Annotated in this window: 14 protein-coding genes; 6 read left to right on the top strand and 8 right to left on the bottom strand. The window is 72.9% G+C overall.

Annotated features, from left to right (window positions below):
- Window positions 1-14: 14 nt before the first annotated feature.
- Complete coding sequence (locus tag AB0J67_RS09275) at window positions 15-287, bottom strand: hypothetical protein (protein WP_363478532.1); 273 nt, start codon at window positions 285-287, stop codon at window positions 15-17.
- Between the two features lie 205 nt (window positions 288-492).
- On the opposite strand from AB0J67_RS09275, the gene AB0J67_RS09270 reads away from it, so the two are divergent.
- On the top strand, window positions 493-3,909 hold the full coding sequence (locus AB0J67_RS09270; protein ID WP_363478529.1) for an adenylate/guanylate cyclase domain-containing protein: 3,417 nt from the start codon (window positions 493-495) through the stop codon (window positions 3,907-3,909).
- Here AB0J67_RS09270 and AB0J67_RS09265 read toward each other — a convergent pair.
- Window positions 3,887-4,567, bottom strand: a complete 681-nt coding sequence (locus AB0J67_RS09265; RefSeq protein WP_363478526.1) for a lysophospholipid acyltransferase family protein — start codon at window positions 4,565-4,567, stop codon at window positions 3,887-3,889. The genes AB0J67_RS09270 and AB0J67_RS09265 overlap by 23 nt on opposite strands.
- Window positions 4,568-4,762: 195 nt before the next feature.
- Between AB0J67_RS09265 and AB0J67_RS09260 the strand changes: the two genes are divergently transcribed.
- Window positions 4,763-5,323: a hypothetical protein gene (locus AB0J67_RS09260; protein ID WP_363478523.1), complete on the top strand. Its 561-nt coding sequence runs from the start codon at window positions 4,763-4,765 to the stop codon at window positions 5,321-5,323.
- A gap of 318 nt (window positions 5,324-5,641) precedes the next feature.
- Here the strand turns inward: AB0J67_RS09260 and AB0J67_RS09255 are convergent, their stop codons facing one another.
- From AB0J67_RS09255 to AB0J67_RS09230, 6 genes are all read right to left on the bottom strand, one after another.
- A complete protein-coding gene (locus tag AB0J67_RS09255; RefSeq protein WP_363478520.1) occupies window positions 5,642-6,424 on the bottom strand; it encodes an alpha/beta fold hydrolase in 783 nt (260 codons plus the stop codon).
- Window positions 6,421-7,836, bottom strand: a complete 1,416-nt coding sequence (locus tag AB0J67_RS09250; protein ID WP_363478517.1) for an NAD(P)-binding domain-containing protein — start codon at window positions 7,834-7,836, stop codon at window positions 6,421-6,423. Before AB0J67_RS09250 ends, AB0J67_RS09255 begins: the two co-directional genes overlap by 4 nt.
- 72 nt (window positions 7,837-7,908) lie before the next feature.
- Entirely contained in the window at window positions 7,909-8,583 is a 675-nt protein-coding gene (locus tag AB0J67_RS09245) for an endonuclease/exonuclease/phosphatase family protein (RefSeq protein WP_363478515.1), read from the bottom strand.
- A gap of 101 nt (window positions 8,584-8,684) precedes the next feature.
- The gene (locus tag AB0J67_RS09240; protein WP_363478512.1) at window positions 8,685-9,629 is read right to left on the bottom strand and encodes an ROK family glucokinase; all 945 of its coding nucleotides are present in this window, start codon (window positions 9,627-9,629) and stop codon (window positions 8,685-8,687) included.
- A gap of 123 nt (window positions 9,630-9,752) precedes the next feature.
- The gene (locus tag AB0J67_RS09235; protein ID WP_363478680.1) at window positions 9,753-10,292 is read right to left on the bottom strand and encodes a hypothetical protein; all 540 of its coding nucleotides are present in this window, start codon (window positions 10,290-10,292) and stop codon (window positions 9,753-9,755) included.
- Between the two features lie 8 nt (window positions 10,293-10,300).
- A complete protein-coding gene (locus tag AB0J67_RS09230) occupies window positions 10,301-10,744 on the bottom strand; it encodes an SRPBCC family protein (protein WP_363478509.1) in 444 nt (147 codons plus the stop codon).
- Between the two features lie 206 nt (window positions 10,745-10,950).
- Here AB0J67_RS09230 and AB0J67_RS09225 point away from each other — a divergent pair, with 206 nt between their 5' ends.
- From AB0J67_RS09225 to AB0J67_RS09210, 4 genes are read left to right on the top strand one after another with little or no spacing between them, the layout of a single operon-like run.
- Entirely contained in the window at window positions 10,951-12,735 is a 1,785-nt protein-coding gene (locus AB0J67_RS09225) for an AMP-dependent synthetase/ligase (protein WP_363478506.1), read from the top strand.
- The gene (locus tag AB0J67_RS09220; RefSeq protein ID WP_363478503.1) at window positions 12,716-14,425 is read left to right on the top strand and encodes a histidine kinase; all 1,710 of its coding nucleotides are present in this window, start codon (window positions 12,716-12,718) and stop codon (window positions 14,423-14,425) included. Before AB0J67_RS09225 ends, AB0J67_RS09220 begins: the two co-directional genes overlap by 20 nt.
- Window positions 14,426-14,477: 52 nt before the next feature.
- On the top strand, window positions 14,478-15,149 hold the full coding sequence (locus AB0J67_RS09215; RefSeq protein ID WP_120316171.1) for a response regulator transcription factor: 672 nt from the start codon (window positions 14,478-14,480) through the stop codon (window positions 15,147-15,149).
- The gene (locus tag AB0J67_RS09210) at window positions 15,149-15,667 is read left to right on the top strand and encodes a diadenosine tetraphosphate hydrolase (RefSeq protein ID WP_363478500.1); all 519 of its coding nucleotides are present in this window, start codon (window positions 15,149-15,151) and stop codon (window positions 15,665-15,667) included. The genes AB0J67_RS09215 and AB0J67_RS09210 overlap by 1 nt, the downstream gene beginning before the upstream one ends.
- Window positions 15,668-15,752 lie beyond the last annotated feature (85 nt).

The following is a 15,752-nucleotide window of genomic DNA, read 5'->3' as shown; positions in this document are numbered from 1 at the left end:
CCCACCTCAGGCGGTCACGGCTCCGGGTCGGGCTCCGGCTCGGGGTCGCCCGAACCCGGCGAACCGGGGCCGACCCACGCGTTCTGCTCCACGGTCTCGTCATCCTTCGGCGGCGCACCGGGGCCGACCCACTTGTCCGGGCCCGACGGTGGCTTGGGTGCCTCGGTCATGTTCTCCACCACTCCCTGCTCTTCCAGCTCGGCGAGGGTGACCGCGTCGATGTCCACAAGCTCGCCCACGCCGTGTGCGATCCCGAAGGGATCGGTCCAGGCGAGCGCCAGTCGCACCAACATCGCTTCTCGGCCTCCCACGCACGACCATCGATCGGTTAACGACCACACGAAACCGCGGCCCGGGGCCGCGGTCTGTCAGTGCACGAAACTCTAGCCGCGCGGCGGTGTTGGCGCGGACCCCTTGTCGCGTTAGCTACAGCGGTAAGGAAACAGCCATGGAGGTCGGGCCATACTGGACCTCCGGCGACCTGGCGGAGACGTGAAAACCCCAACCTGCGCACACTGCTCCCGCGCAGCCGGCCCGGACGACAGGTTCTGCGGCGGCTGCGGGTCGAGCCTCACGCCACCTTGCGTCCACTGTGGACGTACGGTCGCCTTCGGCGACCTCTTCTGCACCGGCTGCGGCAACCCGGTGTCCGCCGGGCAGACCGCCACCCCGCACCGCGAGGACCGGCGCCAGGTCAGCGTGCTCTTCGTGGACATGGTCGGCTTCACCACGTTCGCCGAGCAGTCGGACCCGGAGCAGGTGCGCACGCTGCAGCAGGAGTACTTCGCCGCGGTGCGGCAGGTGGTCCGGCAGTTCGGCGGCGTGGTGGAGAAGTACATCGGCGACGCGGTGATGGCGATCTTCGGCGCGCCGGTGGCCACCGAGACCGACGCGCTGCGCGCGGTGCGGGCCGGGCTGGAGGCGCAGCGGGTGCTGGGCCGGGGCCCGCTGGCCGACGCGGCGACCTTCCGGGCCGGTGTCGCCACCGGCGAGGCGCTGGTCGACGTGAGCGCCGCCCGCGACGGCGGCCAGGCCATCGTGGCCGGCGACGTGGTCAACACCGCGGCCCGGTTGCAGGCCGCCGCGGCCCCCGGCGCGGTGCTGGTGTGCGCCGAGACCGCCGCGGTCACCGCCGACGACATCGAGTACGACGAGCAGGCCCCGCAGACCCTCAAGGGCCGCAGCACCAGCAGCCGGGTCTTCCTCGCGGTGGCGGCGCGGCTGCAGCGGCGCGACCGCGACGAGTCCACCCCGATGGTCAACCGCGACCACGAGCGGGGCCTGCTGGTCACCGCGCTGCACCGGACCATCCGCGACCGCAGCCCGCAGCTGGTCACCGTGTTCGGCCCGGCCGGCATCGGCAAGAGCCGGCTGCTGCGCGAGCTGGCCCGGCACGCCGAGCGCATCCCGGACACCACCGTGTGCTGGCGGGTCGGCCACTGCCCGCCCTTCGGCGAGAACGTCACGTACTCGGCGCTCGCCGAGATCGTCAAGGCGCAGGTGGGCATCCTCGACACCGACGACGAGCCCACCGCCCGCGCCCGGCTGGACGGCGCGCTGCGGGCCATGTGCGGCGAGCAGGAGGCGGCCCGGCTGGTCGACGCCCTCGGGCCGCTGGTCGGCCTGCCCGGCGCGGGTCTCACCCCGGCCGAGACCGAGTCGGCCTGGCGCCGCTTCCTGCTGGCGATGACCACCGCCAACCCGACGGTGCTGGTCTTCGAGGACATGCACTGGGCCGACGAGGCGATGCTGCGGTTCGTCGAGATGCTCGGCAGCATCGGCCCCGGCGTGCCGCTGCTGGTCGTCGCGACCGCCCGGCCCGAGCTGCGCGAGCGGCGGCCCGGCTGGACCAGCGCGGTCAGCGGCGCGGTCTCGGTGTCGCTGGGCCCGATGCACGACGAGCACATCGCCGCGATGTACCGGCTGATGTTCGGCCAGGCCGTCTTCCCGGCCACCGGGGTCGCGCCGCTGGTGGAGCTGGCCGGCGGCAACCCGCTCTACGCCCACGAGTTCGTCCGGATGCTGGTCGAGCGCGGCGAGCTGCGCCCGGTCGGCGGCAACTGGGCGCTGGCCGACGGCGACGCCACCCCGATGCCGCAGACCGTGCAGGCCGTCATCGCCAACCGCCTGGACCTGCTGGACGCCACCGACCGCTCGGTGCTGCAGGCCGCCGCCGTGGTGGGCACCCAGTTCTGGCCGGGCGCGGTCGCCGCCGCGCTGGGCATCCCCGTCGACGTGGTGGCCCGCTGCCTGCAGCGGCTGCAGCAGCGCGACCTGGTCGCCGAGCACCCGACCTCGGCGATGGCCGGCGAGCCGGAGTACGCCTTCCGGCACGTGCTGGTGCGCGACGTCTGCTACCAGCGGCTGCCCCGCTCGGAGCGGGTCACCCGGCACCAGCGCACCGCCGACTGGCTGGAGCAGATCACCGACAACCGGGCCACCGACCTGGCCGAGGTGCTCGCCAACCACCGCTGGGCGGCCCACGAGATCGCCCGCACGCTGGGCATGGACCCGGAGCCGTACGCCCCCGCGGCGCGCGCCGCGCTGCACCGGGCCGCCCGGCGCGCGTACGCCCTGCACGCCCTGGACGCCGCGCACGTGCTGGTCGACCGGGCGCTCAGCCTCAAGCTGGCGCAAGATCCGCTGCTGGAGCTGTTCGCCGCCGAGCTGGCGCTGTTCCGCGCCGGGGACGCGTTCCTGGAGAGCGGCGGTGTGCAGCGGCTGGGCGAGCTGGCCGAGGAGCTGGACCGGCTCGGCGAGCGGGCCGGGGCCGCCCGAGCGCTGACCCTGCTCGGCACCGTCGCGTGGGGCCGCGCCGACCGCGCCGCGACGCTGTCCCACCTGGACGCCGCCGTGGAGCGCTACGAGGAGCTGCCCGAGACGCTGGAGAAGGCCGAGGCGCTGCTCGAGCTGGCCCGGGTGCACATGATGAACTACGAGACCGAGCCCGCGATCGCCGCCGCCGAGGCCGCGGCCGACATCGCCGACCGGCTCGGCCTGGCCGAGGTGCACGCCAACGCCCGCATCACCTCCGCCACCGCGCGCTACATCGCGGGCGACCCGACCGGCTTCAGCGAGCTGGAGCTGCTCACCGACCACTGCCGCGACCAGCGCCTGACCAGCCGCCGCCGGGTGGTGCAGAACTTCGCCTGGGCCTGCCTGGAGGAGGGCGACCTGGGCCGGCACCACCGGCTGCTGGCCGAGCAGCGCACCGTCGACGTGGCGGGCGGGCTGAGCCTGGCCACCAACTTCCACCGGGAGGCCGCCGACGCGTACTTCGCCGGCGACTGGGACACCCAGGTGCGGGCCATCGGCGAGACGATGCGCGCCAACGCGGCCGAGTGGGACGCGACCTCGGTGCTGACCTCGTCGTGGATCCGCGTGCTGCGCCGCGAGGAGGCCGACGACGACGCCATCGAGAAGGTGCTCTGGTTCGCCCGGCGCAGCGGCTTCCACCGGGTGCTGCGCGGCGCGGCGGCACACGCCGCGCTGTGCCGCGCGCTGCAGGGCCGGGCCGAGGAGGCCGCCGCGCTGCTGGCCGAACTGGACACCGACTGGCAGGCCCGGGTCATGCTGCCGTTCGGCGAGTGGGTGGCCGCGGCCGGGCACGCCGCCGCGCTGCTCGGCGAGGCCGAGCGGGAGCAGGTGCGCGGGATGCTCACCCGCTCGCCGCGGCGCACGCCCTGGGTCCGGGCGGCGCTGGCCACGGTCTCGGGCGACCACGCGGCGGCGGCCGCGCACTTCGCGCGCATCGGCGACGCCAGCGACCGGATGCTGTCGCTGGCCTGGTCGGCCCGCGCGGGTCAGCTCGACCCGGCCGGGCAGGCCGAGCTGCGCGCGTTCGCCGACCGCAACCGGGCGCCGGGCCTGCTCGGCAAGGCCCCGGTCAAGCGGCGACGGCGGCCTTGACCTTCACCGCGTAGACGTCGACGTACTCGCGGCCGGACAGCTCCATCACCTCGTACATGATCTCGTCGGTGATCGCGCGCTCGACGAACCGGTCGCCGGCCATCCCGGCGTACCGGGAGAAGTCCAGCGGGCGGCCGAAGCGCAGCCGCACCTTCATGATCTTGGGGATGAGCTTGCCGCTGGGCTGCACCTTGTCGGTGTTGAGCACCGCGACCGGGATCACCGGCGCGCCGCTCTCCAGCGCCAGCCGGGCCACCCCGGTCTTGCCCCGGAACAGCCGGCCGTCGGGCGAGCGGGTGCCCTCGGGGTAGATGCCGGCGATGTTGCCCCCGCGCAGCACGCGCAGCTGCGTGTCCAGCGCGGCCTGGGCGGCCCGCCCGCCGGAGCGATCCACCGGGATGGTCCCGGTGCCCACGAAGAACATCTTCTGGAGCCTGCCCTTGATCCCCTTGCCGGTGAAGTACTCCGCCTTGGCCACGAAAGTGACCTTCCGCTTCACCACGAGCGGGATGAAGATGGAGTCGGAGAACGAGAGATGGTTGCTCGCGAGGATCGCCGCACCCGTGTCGGGCACGTTCTCGAGGCCCTCGACCTGAGGCCTGAAGATCAACCGCAGCAGGGGGCCGAGGAAGATGTATTTCAGCAGCCAGTAGAACACTGGGTCCCGTCCAAGTCGATCGGCGTACGTGGTGTGACTGCGTGCACGCCGGAGCGGAGCGGCCCGGCGGGACATGCCGTATGTGTGACCGGCATCGCAGAGCCTACTGCCGGAACACCCGTGTCACGTGTCAGGATTTGAGGCGGTGCCCACCGGCCCCGCCACGAGCCCCCATCCCGCTGAGGAGAGTGCCAGGTGCCAGCCACGGACGACCCGGACCGGACGCCGGAACCCGCGCGCCAGGGGCCCGGCAACGAGGCGACCCCGGAGCAGGTGGACGCGGAGTTCGCCCGCATCGTCGCCGGATTCGACGCCCCGGTGGCCGCTCCCACGTGGCCCGCGACCGAGGAGCAGGCCGGCTCCCCCACCCCCGGCCCGGTGTGGCCGGCCGGCGGGCCGATCCTCAACCGGCCGGCGTTGACCGGCGACCCGAGGGCCGTCGGTCCCGGCGACCCGTCGCTGCTGGACTCGCTCGACTCGTTCGGCAGCGGGCTGCCCGACGACGCGCCCGAGGAGTTCGTGCCGCCGCCGCCCCCGCCGCTGCCGCGCATCCCCGTCGCCGCCATCGTCGCGGTGCTGGCCATCATCTTCGGGTTCGTGCTCTTCTTCGACACCCGGCTGCTGCCCTTCAACGATCGGGTGAGCATGCTGTTCGCCCTGATCTGCATTCTGGGCGGGGCGACCGCGCTGATCATGCGGCTGCGCCCCGGCGACGAGGACGACGAACTGCCGCCGGACGACGGCGCGGTCGTGTAGCCCCGGAGCCCGCCGGAGCGCAGCGCAGGCTGGACAACCGGTTGAGGCCGCGTAGCGGGCTCCGCATGTCACAGGAGCCCGTCGGAGCGGCCGCCCGGTGTCCGGCCGGAGCGCAGCGCAGGCTGGACGACCGGTTGAGGCCGCGTAGCGGGCTCCGCATGTCACAGGAGCCCGCCGGAGCGGCCGCCCGGTGTACAGCCGGAGCGCAGCGCAGGCTGGACGACCGGTTAAGGCCGCGGAGCGGGCTCCGCATGACACAGCGCGGGCTCCGCATGACACAGCGCGGGCTCCGCATGACACAGCGCGGGCTCCGCATGTCTACGCCGACTTCTCCAGCCAGTCGAGGATCGCGTCGATCGGCTCGCGCCAGCGGGCGTCCAGCATGAGGTCGTGGCCCATGCCCGGGAACAGCAGCGGCGCGCCGCCGTAGCCGCGGGCCACCTTGCGCAGCGCCGCGTCGGACACGATGCGGTCGTCGGGGCTGCCCACCACCAGCACCGGCGGGTCGCCCACCGGCGGCTGCGGGGCCCGGCCGCGCAGCAGCTGCCACTGTGCGCGGGTCGAGGCCCGGCCGAGGCGGGCGGAGTACCCCCGCGCGGCGTTGGCCGGCAGCTCGCGGCTGAACAGCTGCCCGGCGGGCAGTCGCAGGCCGCCGCCGAACAGCGCGGGCAGGGACAGCATGGGGTTGCGCAGCGCGGTGCCCGCGCCGCCGAAGACCGGCGACAGCAGCACCGCGGCGCGGGCCGGGTAGCGGGCCAGCGCGTGCGCGGTCACCAGGGCACCCGCCCCGTGTCCCACGATCACCGCGCGCTTCGGCAGCGATGCCGCGACCTGGGCGACATCGTGGGCGTACGCGCGCAGCGTCGCCTTCGGCGCCGGGGCGCTCTCGCCGTGCCCGCGCAGGCTGACGGCGTACGCGGGAAAGCCCCGGTCGGCGGCGTGCTCCAGCCAGTGCTCGGCGTAGACCCAGGCGCCGTGGCCGAAGCCGGGCACGAACAGCACCGGCGGCCTGCCCTCGTCGACCTCGGGCGTGGCGCGGCGCACCTCACGGCGGGCGGGTGCGACGGGGAACGCCCACTCGCGGGCGCGGATGACCTTCACTGCACGGCCCCCTCGAGGTCGAGCTCGTCGAGCAGGCGCTGCACTGCTTTGAGGTACACGGTGTGGCTGATCTCGAACCAGTGGCGGGAGGAGTCCTTCACCTTCGCCCCGGTCCACCGCCGGTCGAGCTCCGACTCCAGCCGCCGCTGCACCGCCACGGCCTTGGCCGGGGCTGCCTCGCGCACCCGCAGCATCCGGGCGAACGCCACCATCTGCCAGTGCACCAGCGGGAACAGCCCGGAGTCGGGCTGCAGCAGCCCGGCCACGGCCAGCGTCGGCAGGCGCTTGGGGAACGCGTGCATGGCCAGCCGCGGGCGGCCGTCGGCCCCGATGCCCAGCAGGTTGCCGTCGATGAAGTCGAACGCGGGGCTGTAGCCGGTGGCCAGCACCACCAGGTCCGGCTCGATGACCTCGCCGCCCTTGAGCTCCACGCTGTTGCGGTGGAAGCGCGCCACGTCCGGCACCGGCGTCACCGCGCCGTGGCCCAGGTAGTAGACGAGCTGGCTGTTGGTGATGGTGTGCGTCTCGAAGATCTTGTGATCGGGCTTCGGCAGGCCGAACCGGGTCAGGTCGCCGACCGTCGTCTTGAGCGTGCGGTGCGCGATGAACTGGCGCAGCCGCAGCGGCAGGCGCAGCCACAGCATCGTGTCGTTGACCTGGTCGGCCGGGCGGCCCAGGGTGTACTTCGGGGTGTACCAGTAGCCGCGGCGGCTGGAGTGCCAGCAGCGGGCGGCCTGCTGGGCCGCCTCCACCGCGATGTCGCACCCGGTGTTGCCCGCGCCGACCACCAGCACCCGCTTGCCGCGCAGCTGCGCCGCGTCCTTGAACTGGGCGGCGTGGATGACCTCGCCCTTGAAGTCGGCCAGGCCCTCGTAGTCGGGACGCTTGGGCGACCAGTTGTGCCCGTTGGCGATGACGACGCCGGCGTAGCGGTGGATGCGCTCCCCGCCGTAGCCGCCGGTGCTGCGGGTGGTCACGTCCCAGCGGTCGCCCTCGGCCGGCTCCACCTTGACCACCTCGGTGCCGAACCAGATGTGCGGCTTGAGCTCGAAGTGGTCGGCGTAGTGGTCCAGGTATTCGAGCACCTGGGTGTGCTTGGGGTAGTCCGGCCAGCTGTCCGGCATCGGGAAGTCGGGGAACTGGCTGAACGGCTTCGACGAGATCAGGTGCGTGCTGGAGTACACCGGGCTGCGGTCGTGGCGCCAGTTCCAGGCGCCGCCGACGCTGGTGTCGCGCTCGTAGCAGTCGACGCCGAACCCGTGCTCCTTCAGGTTCTTCATCGCGGTCAGTCCGCTGGGACCCGCGCCGATGACGCACACCGTGCCGCTGCGGTCGTAGACCGGCCACCCGTCGCGCCACGCGGTCGCCGGACCCCCTGATTCGGGCTCGCCGTAACCGGCTGAGTACGTCACCCACGACCTCCACCACTCGTAAGACGCAGAGCATCTTTCCCGTTTGCGGCGGAGCTTGTCCAGCGTGAGTTGCTATGCGAGGTCCACGACGATCGGGTAGTGATCGCTGGCGCGGTCCGCCTCCGGCGAGTCGACCACCCGGTATTCGCGCAGCTCCAGGCGGGGGTCCACGAGCAGCGCGTCGATCCGGCGGGTCGGGTTCGGGGTCGGGAACGTGGCCCGGTCCTCGAACCCCACCAGCGCCGCGGCGTCGGCCAGCCGGTCGGTGAGCAGCGGCCAGCAGCCGCCGTCGGGGCACTCGTTGAGGTCCAGCCCCACCACGACCGGGTCCGCCAGCGCGTCCAGCGCGGGCTTGAGCAGGCCCGCCTGGGCCGGGCGCTCGGCGTCGTCGGTGGACAGGTGCGTGCCGACCACGGCGAACGGTGCCCGCCCCGGCACCTGCAGCCGGGCGAACACCGCCCCGCGCATGTGCCGGCCGGGGGTCAGCGGGAAGCGCATGCACCAGGTGTCGAGTACGCGTACCCGCAGGTTGGTCATGATCACGTTGCCCAGGCTGGGCATGCCGCCCGCCGCCATGTACATCCCGAACGAGTGCGCGAGGTCGGCGCACTTGGTGCGCCAGCGCCACCGCCGCGGCGCCTCCTGCACGATCAGCACATCCGGCGCCAGCCCCCGCACCACCGCGGAGAGCGCGGAGAGATCATCCCGCAGCGAATGCACGTTGTACGAAACAACCCGCAGAGTCATGCGCCCACCCTGCCCCACCCACGCCACGGTGATCATGAACTTATGTCAACGACACGCCGTCGAACCGTGCCATAAGTTCATGATCACCGCATGGGGGGAGGTCAGAGGCGGGCCAGGTCGGCGGCGCCGACGAGGCCGGCCACGTTGCCCATCTTGGCGGCGCGCAGCTCGGCCACCGGCAGGCGGCCGCGCTGGGCGAGGCTGTCCAGGTAGGACTGGCGGGCGGGGGTCATCAGCAGGTCACCGGCGTCGATGACGCCGCCGCCGACGACCAGCACCTGCGGGTCGAGGATCTGCACCAGGTCGGCCAGGCCCTGGCCGAGCCAGTATCCGATCTGCCCGAAGGCGTCGATCGCGATCTCGTCGCCGGCCTGCGCCGCCGCCGTCACGATCGGACCGGTGATGTTCTCGACCTTGCCGTCCGCCTTGCTCAGCAGCAGCCCGGCCCGTCCGGGCTCGGCCTGCGCTCCCGCCCGCGCGAAGCGGACCAGGGCGTTGCCGCTGGCGTACTGCTCGATGCAGCCGTGCCGGCCGCAGCCGCAGACGTGCCCGTCGGGCACCGCCAGCATGTGGCCGATCTCCGCGGCGATGCCGTGCGCGCCGCGGACCAGGCCGCCGCCGAGCACGATGCCGCCGCCGATGCCGGTGCCGACGGTGAACATCACCATCGAGTCCTCGGCGTCGGCCGCCGCGCCGTAGCGGAACTCCGCCCACGCCGCCACGTTCGCGTCGTTCTCCACCACCACGGGGAGGTTCACCGCCTTGGCGACGTACTCCCGCAGCGGCTCGTCACGCCAGGCCAGGTTCGGTGCGAAGAGCACCGTCGACCGGGTCGCGTCAATCCATCCGGCGGCGCCGATGCCGACCGCGTCCACCTTGTGCTCGGTGGACAGATCCTTCACCACATCGATGATCACGTCCCGGGTCGCGGCGACGTCGCCGGCCGGGGTGTCGCGACGGCTCGTCGCGATCACGGTGCCGTCAGGATCGACCACACCGCCGAGCACCTTGGTGCCACCGATGTCCACGCCGATGGTGAGTGCCACGGCCGAACCCTTCCTTGCTGGGCTTTGCCGGCGGTGACGCTTTCGAGGTGCCACGCCGTTCTACTGGGCAACACCCTAACGCCGCGAGGACCTCCGGGGAGCGTCGCCCGCCGAAGATCGATGTCAAAGCTCCGGCGGCGGGTGCGGCTCGGCCTTGCGGACGGCTTTCTTAGCTGCCTTAACCGGGGGGTGTGAAGGCCCGGTTTCCGGTTCGGAAACATCTGATGTCGGCTTCGCGACAGCCTTCTTGACGATCTTCTTCGCGACCTTCTTGACGACCGGCGCGGTCGCCGGGGCGGCACCGGCGGCCTCGGTCGCGCCCGTCCCGCGCCCGGGCGTGTCGCCCGCCCCGGAGCCGTCCGGCGCGCCGTGCCCGTCGGTGGCCGCGCGCCATGCCGAGTCCGCGCCGCCGGGCCGGTGCTCGGACACCGCGCGCAGGAAGCTGGCCAGGCCCGCGGCCAGGTCGCCGGCGCCGGTGGCCACCCGCTCGACCAGCTCCGGATCGGGGTCGCGCACCGCGGCGATCACCTTGCAGAGTGGACAGATGCAGCACTCCGCCGAACCGGTGGAGATGTGCGGGTTGGCGTTGGCGGCCAGCGTCGCGGCGGCGAGCACCGCGGCCACCAGCCGCTCCGCCTCCTCGCGGGCAGTGCCCGGTGACATGTCCACGCTCAGACCGCCTCGACCTGCTTCTTGAGCTCCTTCAGGGCGGTATCCATGATCGCCTTCTCCGCCTTCTTCTTGAACATGCCCAGCATGCCGATCGACAGGTCCACCGACAGCGTGTAGGTCACCGTGCAGGTGCCGTCGCCGTTGTCGACGATGTCGTACGACCCGTCCTGCGCCTTCTGCATCTTCGACGGGGCCACCAGGTGCCACTCGATCCGCGAGATGTCCTCGGCGTAGTCGTAGTGCAGGGTGTACTCGTCCTGCACGATGCCCGCGTCGATGACGAAGCGCACGGTGGCCGGGTAGCCGTCCTCGTACTCCTCCAGCACCTCCGCGGCCTTGATGGCCTGGGTCCACCGGGGATACGACGGGTAGTCGCAGATGACCTCGGCGATGCGGGCCGGGTCGGCGTTGATGACGATCGACTGGGTGGAGGAATCCGCCATGACCAGCAGGCTACCCGTAGATCGTCGGGCAGGTCCCACCCGCCACGGCGGGCACGGCGCGCCGGAACGCTCCCACGTCCGAACGTGGACAGCGTTTGCAGGACGACCGGGCCGACGTTCTACAGTGCCGGGGGCGGGTCGCGGTGGACGCCGCCGGTCGGCGCGGGCGCGCCCGATGCCCGGACGAGCACTTCAAGGAGCGCATGGTGCGTCAGTTTTCGCAGGCCCCGGCGGTGACGATCGATGACACGGCCCGCCTGACCGACCCGGTGTGGGACAACGCGGCACAGACGCCCCAGCTGGTGCAGTTCTCCCGGCGTACGGCCACCGGCTTCGACGACGTCACCAGCGAGCAGTTCCACGCCGAGGTCGTCGCGCTGGCCCGCGGCCTGGTCTCCGCCGGCGTGCAGCCCGGCGACCGGGTCGGCCTGATGAGCAAGACGCGGTACGAGTGGACGCTGCTCGACTACGCGATCTGGGCGGCCGGCGCGGTCACCGTGCCGATCTACGAGACCTCCAGCACCGAGCAGGTGCGCTGGATCCTCGCCGACTCGGGCGCGGTCGGCTGCTTCACCGAGACCGCCGAGCACTCGGCGATCGTGCGCGAGGCCGCGCCCGACCTGCCCCGGCTATGGGAGATCGACGGCGGGGACCTGCCCACCCTGGTCACCCTCGGCGCGTCGACCGACCCCGCCGAGATCGACGTGCGCCGCAAGTCCGGCAGCGCGGACGACCCGGCCACCATCGTCTACACCTCGGGCACCACCGGGCGGCCCAAGGGCTGCGTGCTGACGCACCGCAACATGCTCTCCGACATCGGCAACGCCATCCCGGCGCTGGACGTGCTGTTCCACGAGGGCGCCTCGACGGTGCTGTTCCTGCCGCTGGCGCACGCGTTCGCGCGGCTGCTGCAGCTCGGCGTGGTCCAGGGCCGGGTGCGCACCACGCACACCGCCGACGTGAAGAACCTGGTCGCCGACCTGACCGCGTTCCAGCCGACGTTCCTGCTGAGCGTGCCGCGGGTGTTCGAGAAGGTCTACAACGGCGCGCGGCAGAAGGCGCACGCCGGCGGCAAGGGCGCGATCTTCGACCGGGCCGAGGCCGTCGCGATCGCGTACAGCAAGGCCCTGCAGACCCCCGGCGGGCCCGGCCTGGGCCTCAAGCTGCGCCACACGGTCTTCGACAAGCTCGTCTACGGCAAGCTGCGGGCGGCGCTGGGCGGCCGGTGCCACAGCGCGATCTCCGGCGGCGCGCCGCTGGGCGACCGGCTGGGCCACTTCTTCCGCGGCGTCGGCCTGAACGTGCTGGAGGGCTACGGGCTGACCGAGACCTCCCCGGCGATCACCTTCAACCGGGCGGGCGCGCAGCGCATCGGCACGGTCGGCCAGCCGCTGCCCGGCGTCACCATCGCCATCGCCGACGACGGCGAGATCCTGGCGCGCGGCGAGGTGATCTTCCCGGGGTACTGGAACAACCCGGCCGCCACCGCCGAGGCGATCGACGCCGACGGCTGGTTCCACACCGGTGACCTGGGCTCGCTGGACGCCGACGGCTTCCTGAGCATCACCGGCCGCAAGAAGGAGATCATCGTGACGGCGGGCGGCAAGAACGTCGCGCCCGCCGTGCTGGAGGACCGGGTCCGCGCCCACGCGCTGGTCAGCCAGTGCATGGTGGTCGGCGACCGGCAGCCGTTCATCGCCGCGCTGGTCACCATCGACCCCGAGGCGCTGCCCGCCTGGCTGGCCGAGCGCGGCCGGGCCGAGACGCCCATGTCGGCGCTGCGCGAGGACCCGGACCTGCGCGCCGAGATCGAAGCCGCGGTCGCGGAGGCCAACAAGGCCGTCTCGCAGGCCGAGGGCATCAAGGTTTTTCGCATCCTGCCCCGTGACTTCACCGAGGCGACCGGGGAGCTCACCCCGTCGCTCAAGGTCAAGCGCGCGGTCGTGATGAAGGAGTACGCGGAGGAGATCGATGCCATCTACCGCCGCTGAGCGCCCCCGGCGCCGGCGCATCCCGGCCTCGCAGCTGATGGCGATCGCCGTGCGCGGCACCATGCTGCTGCTGGTCGGCGTGCTGATCTGGGTGGCCACCGGCGACCCCGCCGAGCTGCGCTGGGTCGCCCTGCTCGCGCTGGCCGCGCTGCCCGGGGTGCTGGCGCCCCGGCACCACGTGGTGGCCCCGCTCGGCCGGTTCGCCGAGACGGTGCTGGTCGGCCTCGGCGCGAGCGCCATCGCGGTGGCCGCGGACCAGGCCGCCACGGTCTCCGACGGCGTCGGCGCGTCGGCCGTGCTGCCCTACCTGGCCGTCCCGATCACCGCGGCGATGCTCAACAACCGCCCGCTGGAGTCGGCCGGGCTGCTCAGCATCGCCGCGCTGACGCTGGCCGTGGCGGGCTGGCTGACCACCGCCCCGGAGGGGGTGCGCCAGCTCAGCCAGTTCGGCTACCTGGCGGTCTGCGCCCAGTGGCTGATCCTGGCCGCGGTCGGCACCATCACCACCGGCGCCATGCAGCGGGCCGCGCTGATCCGCCGCACGCCCCAGCCCTACGCCGAGGCCACCCGCCTGCTCACCCAGCTGCGCCAGGTGGCCCGCCAGCTGCCCGGCGCCACCCTGGACCCGGGCAGCATCGCCGAGCACGTCATCGAGGAGCTGCGCCCGATCGGCCGCCCGCAGCGGGCCGCGGTGCTCGCCGCCAGCGGCGCCGGCCGCCTGGTGGTGCTGGCGCAGTTCGGCGTGGAGGCCGACGACACCTCGACCCGCGCCGCCTGGGAGACCAGCCTGGACGCCGACTCGGCCATCGCCGACGCGTGGGCCAGCCAGCAGCCGCAGGTCTCCGGACGCTCGCAGCTGCGCTCGTTCGAGCCGACCGGGCCGGTGTCGGCGCTGGTCGTGCCGCTGATCGCGGGCGTGCGCACGGTGGGCCTGGTGGCCCTGGAGCGCGACGGCACCAACCTCTTCCCGCCCCAGCTCACCGGCCGCATCGTCGCCGCGGCCACCCCGGCGGCGCTGCGGCTGGAGGCCGCGCTGCTGTTCGAGGAGGTGCGCTCCATCGCCACCAACGAGGAGCGCCAGCGGCTGGCCCGCGAGATCCACGACGGCGTCGCCCAGGAGCTCGTGATGATCGGGTACGGCGTGGACAACGCGCAGGCCACGCTGCCCGAGGGCACCGAGGAGACGGCCGAGGAACTGCGCGTGCTCCGCTCCGAGATCACCCGGGTCATCACCGAGCTGCGGCTGAGCCTGTTCGAGCTGCGCAGCGAGGTGGACCGGCACGGCGGCCTGACCGCCGCGATCGCCGAGTTCGCCCGGATCTCGGGCAACCAGGCCGGGCTGAAGGTGAACCTGTCGCTGGACGAGGCGGGCCGCCTGCCTGCCTCGATCGAGTCGGAGCTGCTGCGCATCGCGCAGGAGGCGATCACCAACGCGCGCAAGCACGCCAATGCCGCCAACCTGTGGGTCACCTGCACCGTCGACCCGCCGTACGGGCTCATCGAGGTCTCCGACGACGGTCAGGGCATACCCGATGAGCGTACGGACGGACGCTACGGACTTGCGATCATGGCGGAGAGGGCGGAACGTATCCGTGGCCGACTCGAGATTCGGCCTCGGGACCCGGTCGGGACCACGGTCGCCGTGGTCGTGGGCGGTTCCCCTCGACAAGAGGGCAGGGCGACGCGATAACGTGTGTCACCCGCAAGCCAGAACGCGGGTGCCAGAAGGGGAGTAAGCGGGCATGTCCACCAGTACTGTGCCGACGGGGCGAACCAAGGTCCTTCTCGTCGATGACCACGACCTCATCCGCAAGGGGCTGCGCCACGCCTTCGAGCGGGACCGCCAGTTCGAGGTGGTCGGCGAGGCGAGCACCGCGGCCGAGGCCGTCCGCCAGGCCGGTGCGCTGCACCCCGACGTGGTCATCATGGACCTCCGCCTGCCCGACGGCAGCGGCCTGGAGGCCACCCGCACGCTGCGCAAGTCCAGCTCCACCATGGGCATCGTCGTGCTGACCATGTACGCGGGCGACGACCAGCTGTTCGGCGCGCTCGAGGCCGGCGCCAGCGCGTTCGTGCCGAAGACCGCCCCCGCCGACGAGGTCGTGGCCGCGGCCCGCCACGCCGCCTCCGCGCCGAGCGCCTTCACCGCGGCCGACCTGGCCGAGGCGATGAAGCGCCGGCTCACCCCGAGCGGCCCGCAGCTCAGCCCGCGCGAGGGCCAGGTGCTCAAGCTGCTGGCCGAGGGCATGAGCGTGTCCGGCATCGCCAAGCAGCTGTTCGTCAGCGAGTCGACCGCCAAGACCCACATCTCGAAGCTCTACGAGAAGCTGGGTGCGGCCAACCGGGCGCAGGCGCTGATGACGGCGCTGCGGCTCGGCCTGCTCCAGGCTCCCGACGCCCCGAACCTGTCCTGATGGGGCGGCACGCACACGCCAACGGCGACGAGCTGCTCGTCGACTGGCGGACCGACCGGCTGGGCGCGGCCCGGCGCGGCGACAACCCCCTCGTCATGGCCAAGCTCAACAGCGGCTACGCCGTCTTCGGCGACACCCAGCACCTGCCGGGATACTGCGTGCTGCTGTCCGACGTGGACGGCGCCGACCACCTCACCGACCTGACCCGCGCCCAGCGGGCGGACTTCCTGGCCGACATGGGCCTGCTCGGTGAGGCGGTCTTCGCCGCCTGCAACGGTTTCGACCCCGCGTTCCGCCGCCTCAACTACGAGATCCTCGGCAACTCGCTGCACCACCTGCACGCGCACATCCACCCGCGCTACTCCTGGGAGGCCCGCGAGTTCCGCGACGCCCCCGTGTGGCGCTACCCCAACGAGGTGCGCTTCGCCGAGGAGCACGACACCCTCGTCTCCCCCAAGGCCGAGGAGTACGACCAGCTCCGCGAGGCGATCACCGCCGAGCTGGCCCGCCTGGCCTGACCCCCGCTCGACCTCGCGAAGGGCGCCCGATCCGCGGATCGGGCGCCCATCGCGCGTTACGCAGCCCCCAGCCCGGGTGGGTGGG

The sequence above is a fragment of the Catellatospora sp. NPDC049609 genome (assembly GCF_040675365.1).
In the GTDB taxonomy this organism is placed as follows: domain Bacteria; phylum Actinomycetota; class Actinomycetes; order Mycobacteriales; family Micromonosporaceae; genus Catellatospora.
The sequence above is the reverse complement of the archived record's forward strand: the minus strand, read 5'-3'. Positions and strand labels throughout refer to the sequence as shown.

Coding starts and splice junctions, on each gene's coding strand:
- AB0J67_RS09245 (WP_363478515.1), bottom strand. CDS start 8,583: ATGACTCTGCGGGTTGTTTCGTACAACGTGCATTCGCTGCGGGATGAT.
- AB0J67_RS09235 (WP_363478680.1), bottom strand. CDS start 10,292: ATGTCACCGGGCACTGCCCGCGAGGAGGCGGAGCGGCTGGTGGCCGCG.
- AB0J67_RS09230 (WP_363478509.1), bottom strand. CDS start 10,744: ATGGCGGATTCCTCCACCCAGTCGATCGTCATCAACGCCGACCCGGCC.
- AB0J67_RS09220 (WP_363478503.1), top strand. CDS start 12,716: ATGCCATCTACCGCCGCTGAGCGCCCCCGGCGCCGGCGCATCCCGGCC.
- AB0J67_RS09215 (WP_120316171.1), top strand. CDS start 14,478: ATGTCCACCAGTACTGTGCCGACGGGGCGAACCAAGGTCCTTCTCGTC.
- AB0J67_RS09210 (WP_363478500.1), top strand. CDS start 15,149: ATGGGGCGGCACGCACACGCCAACGGCGACGAGCTGCTCGTCGACTGG.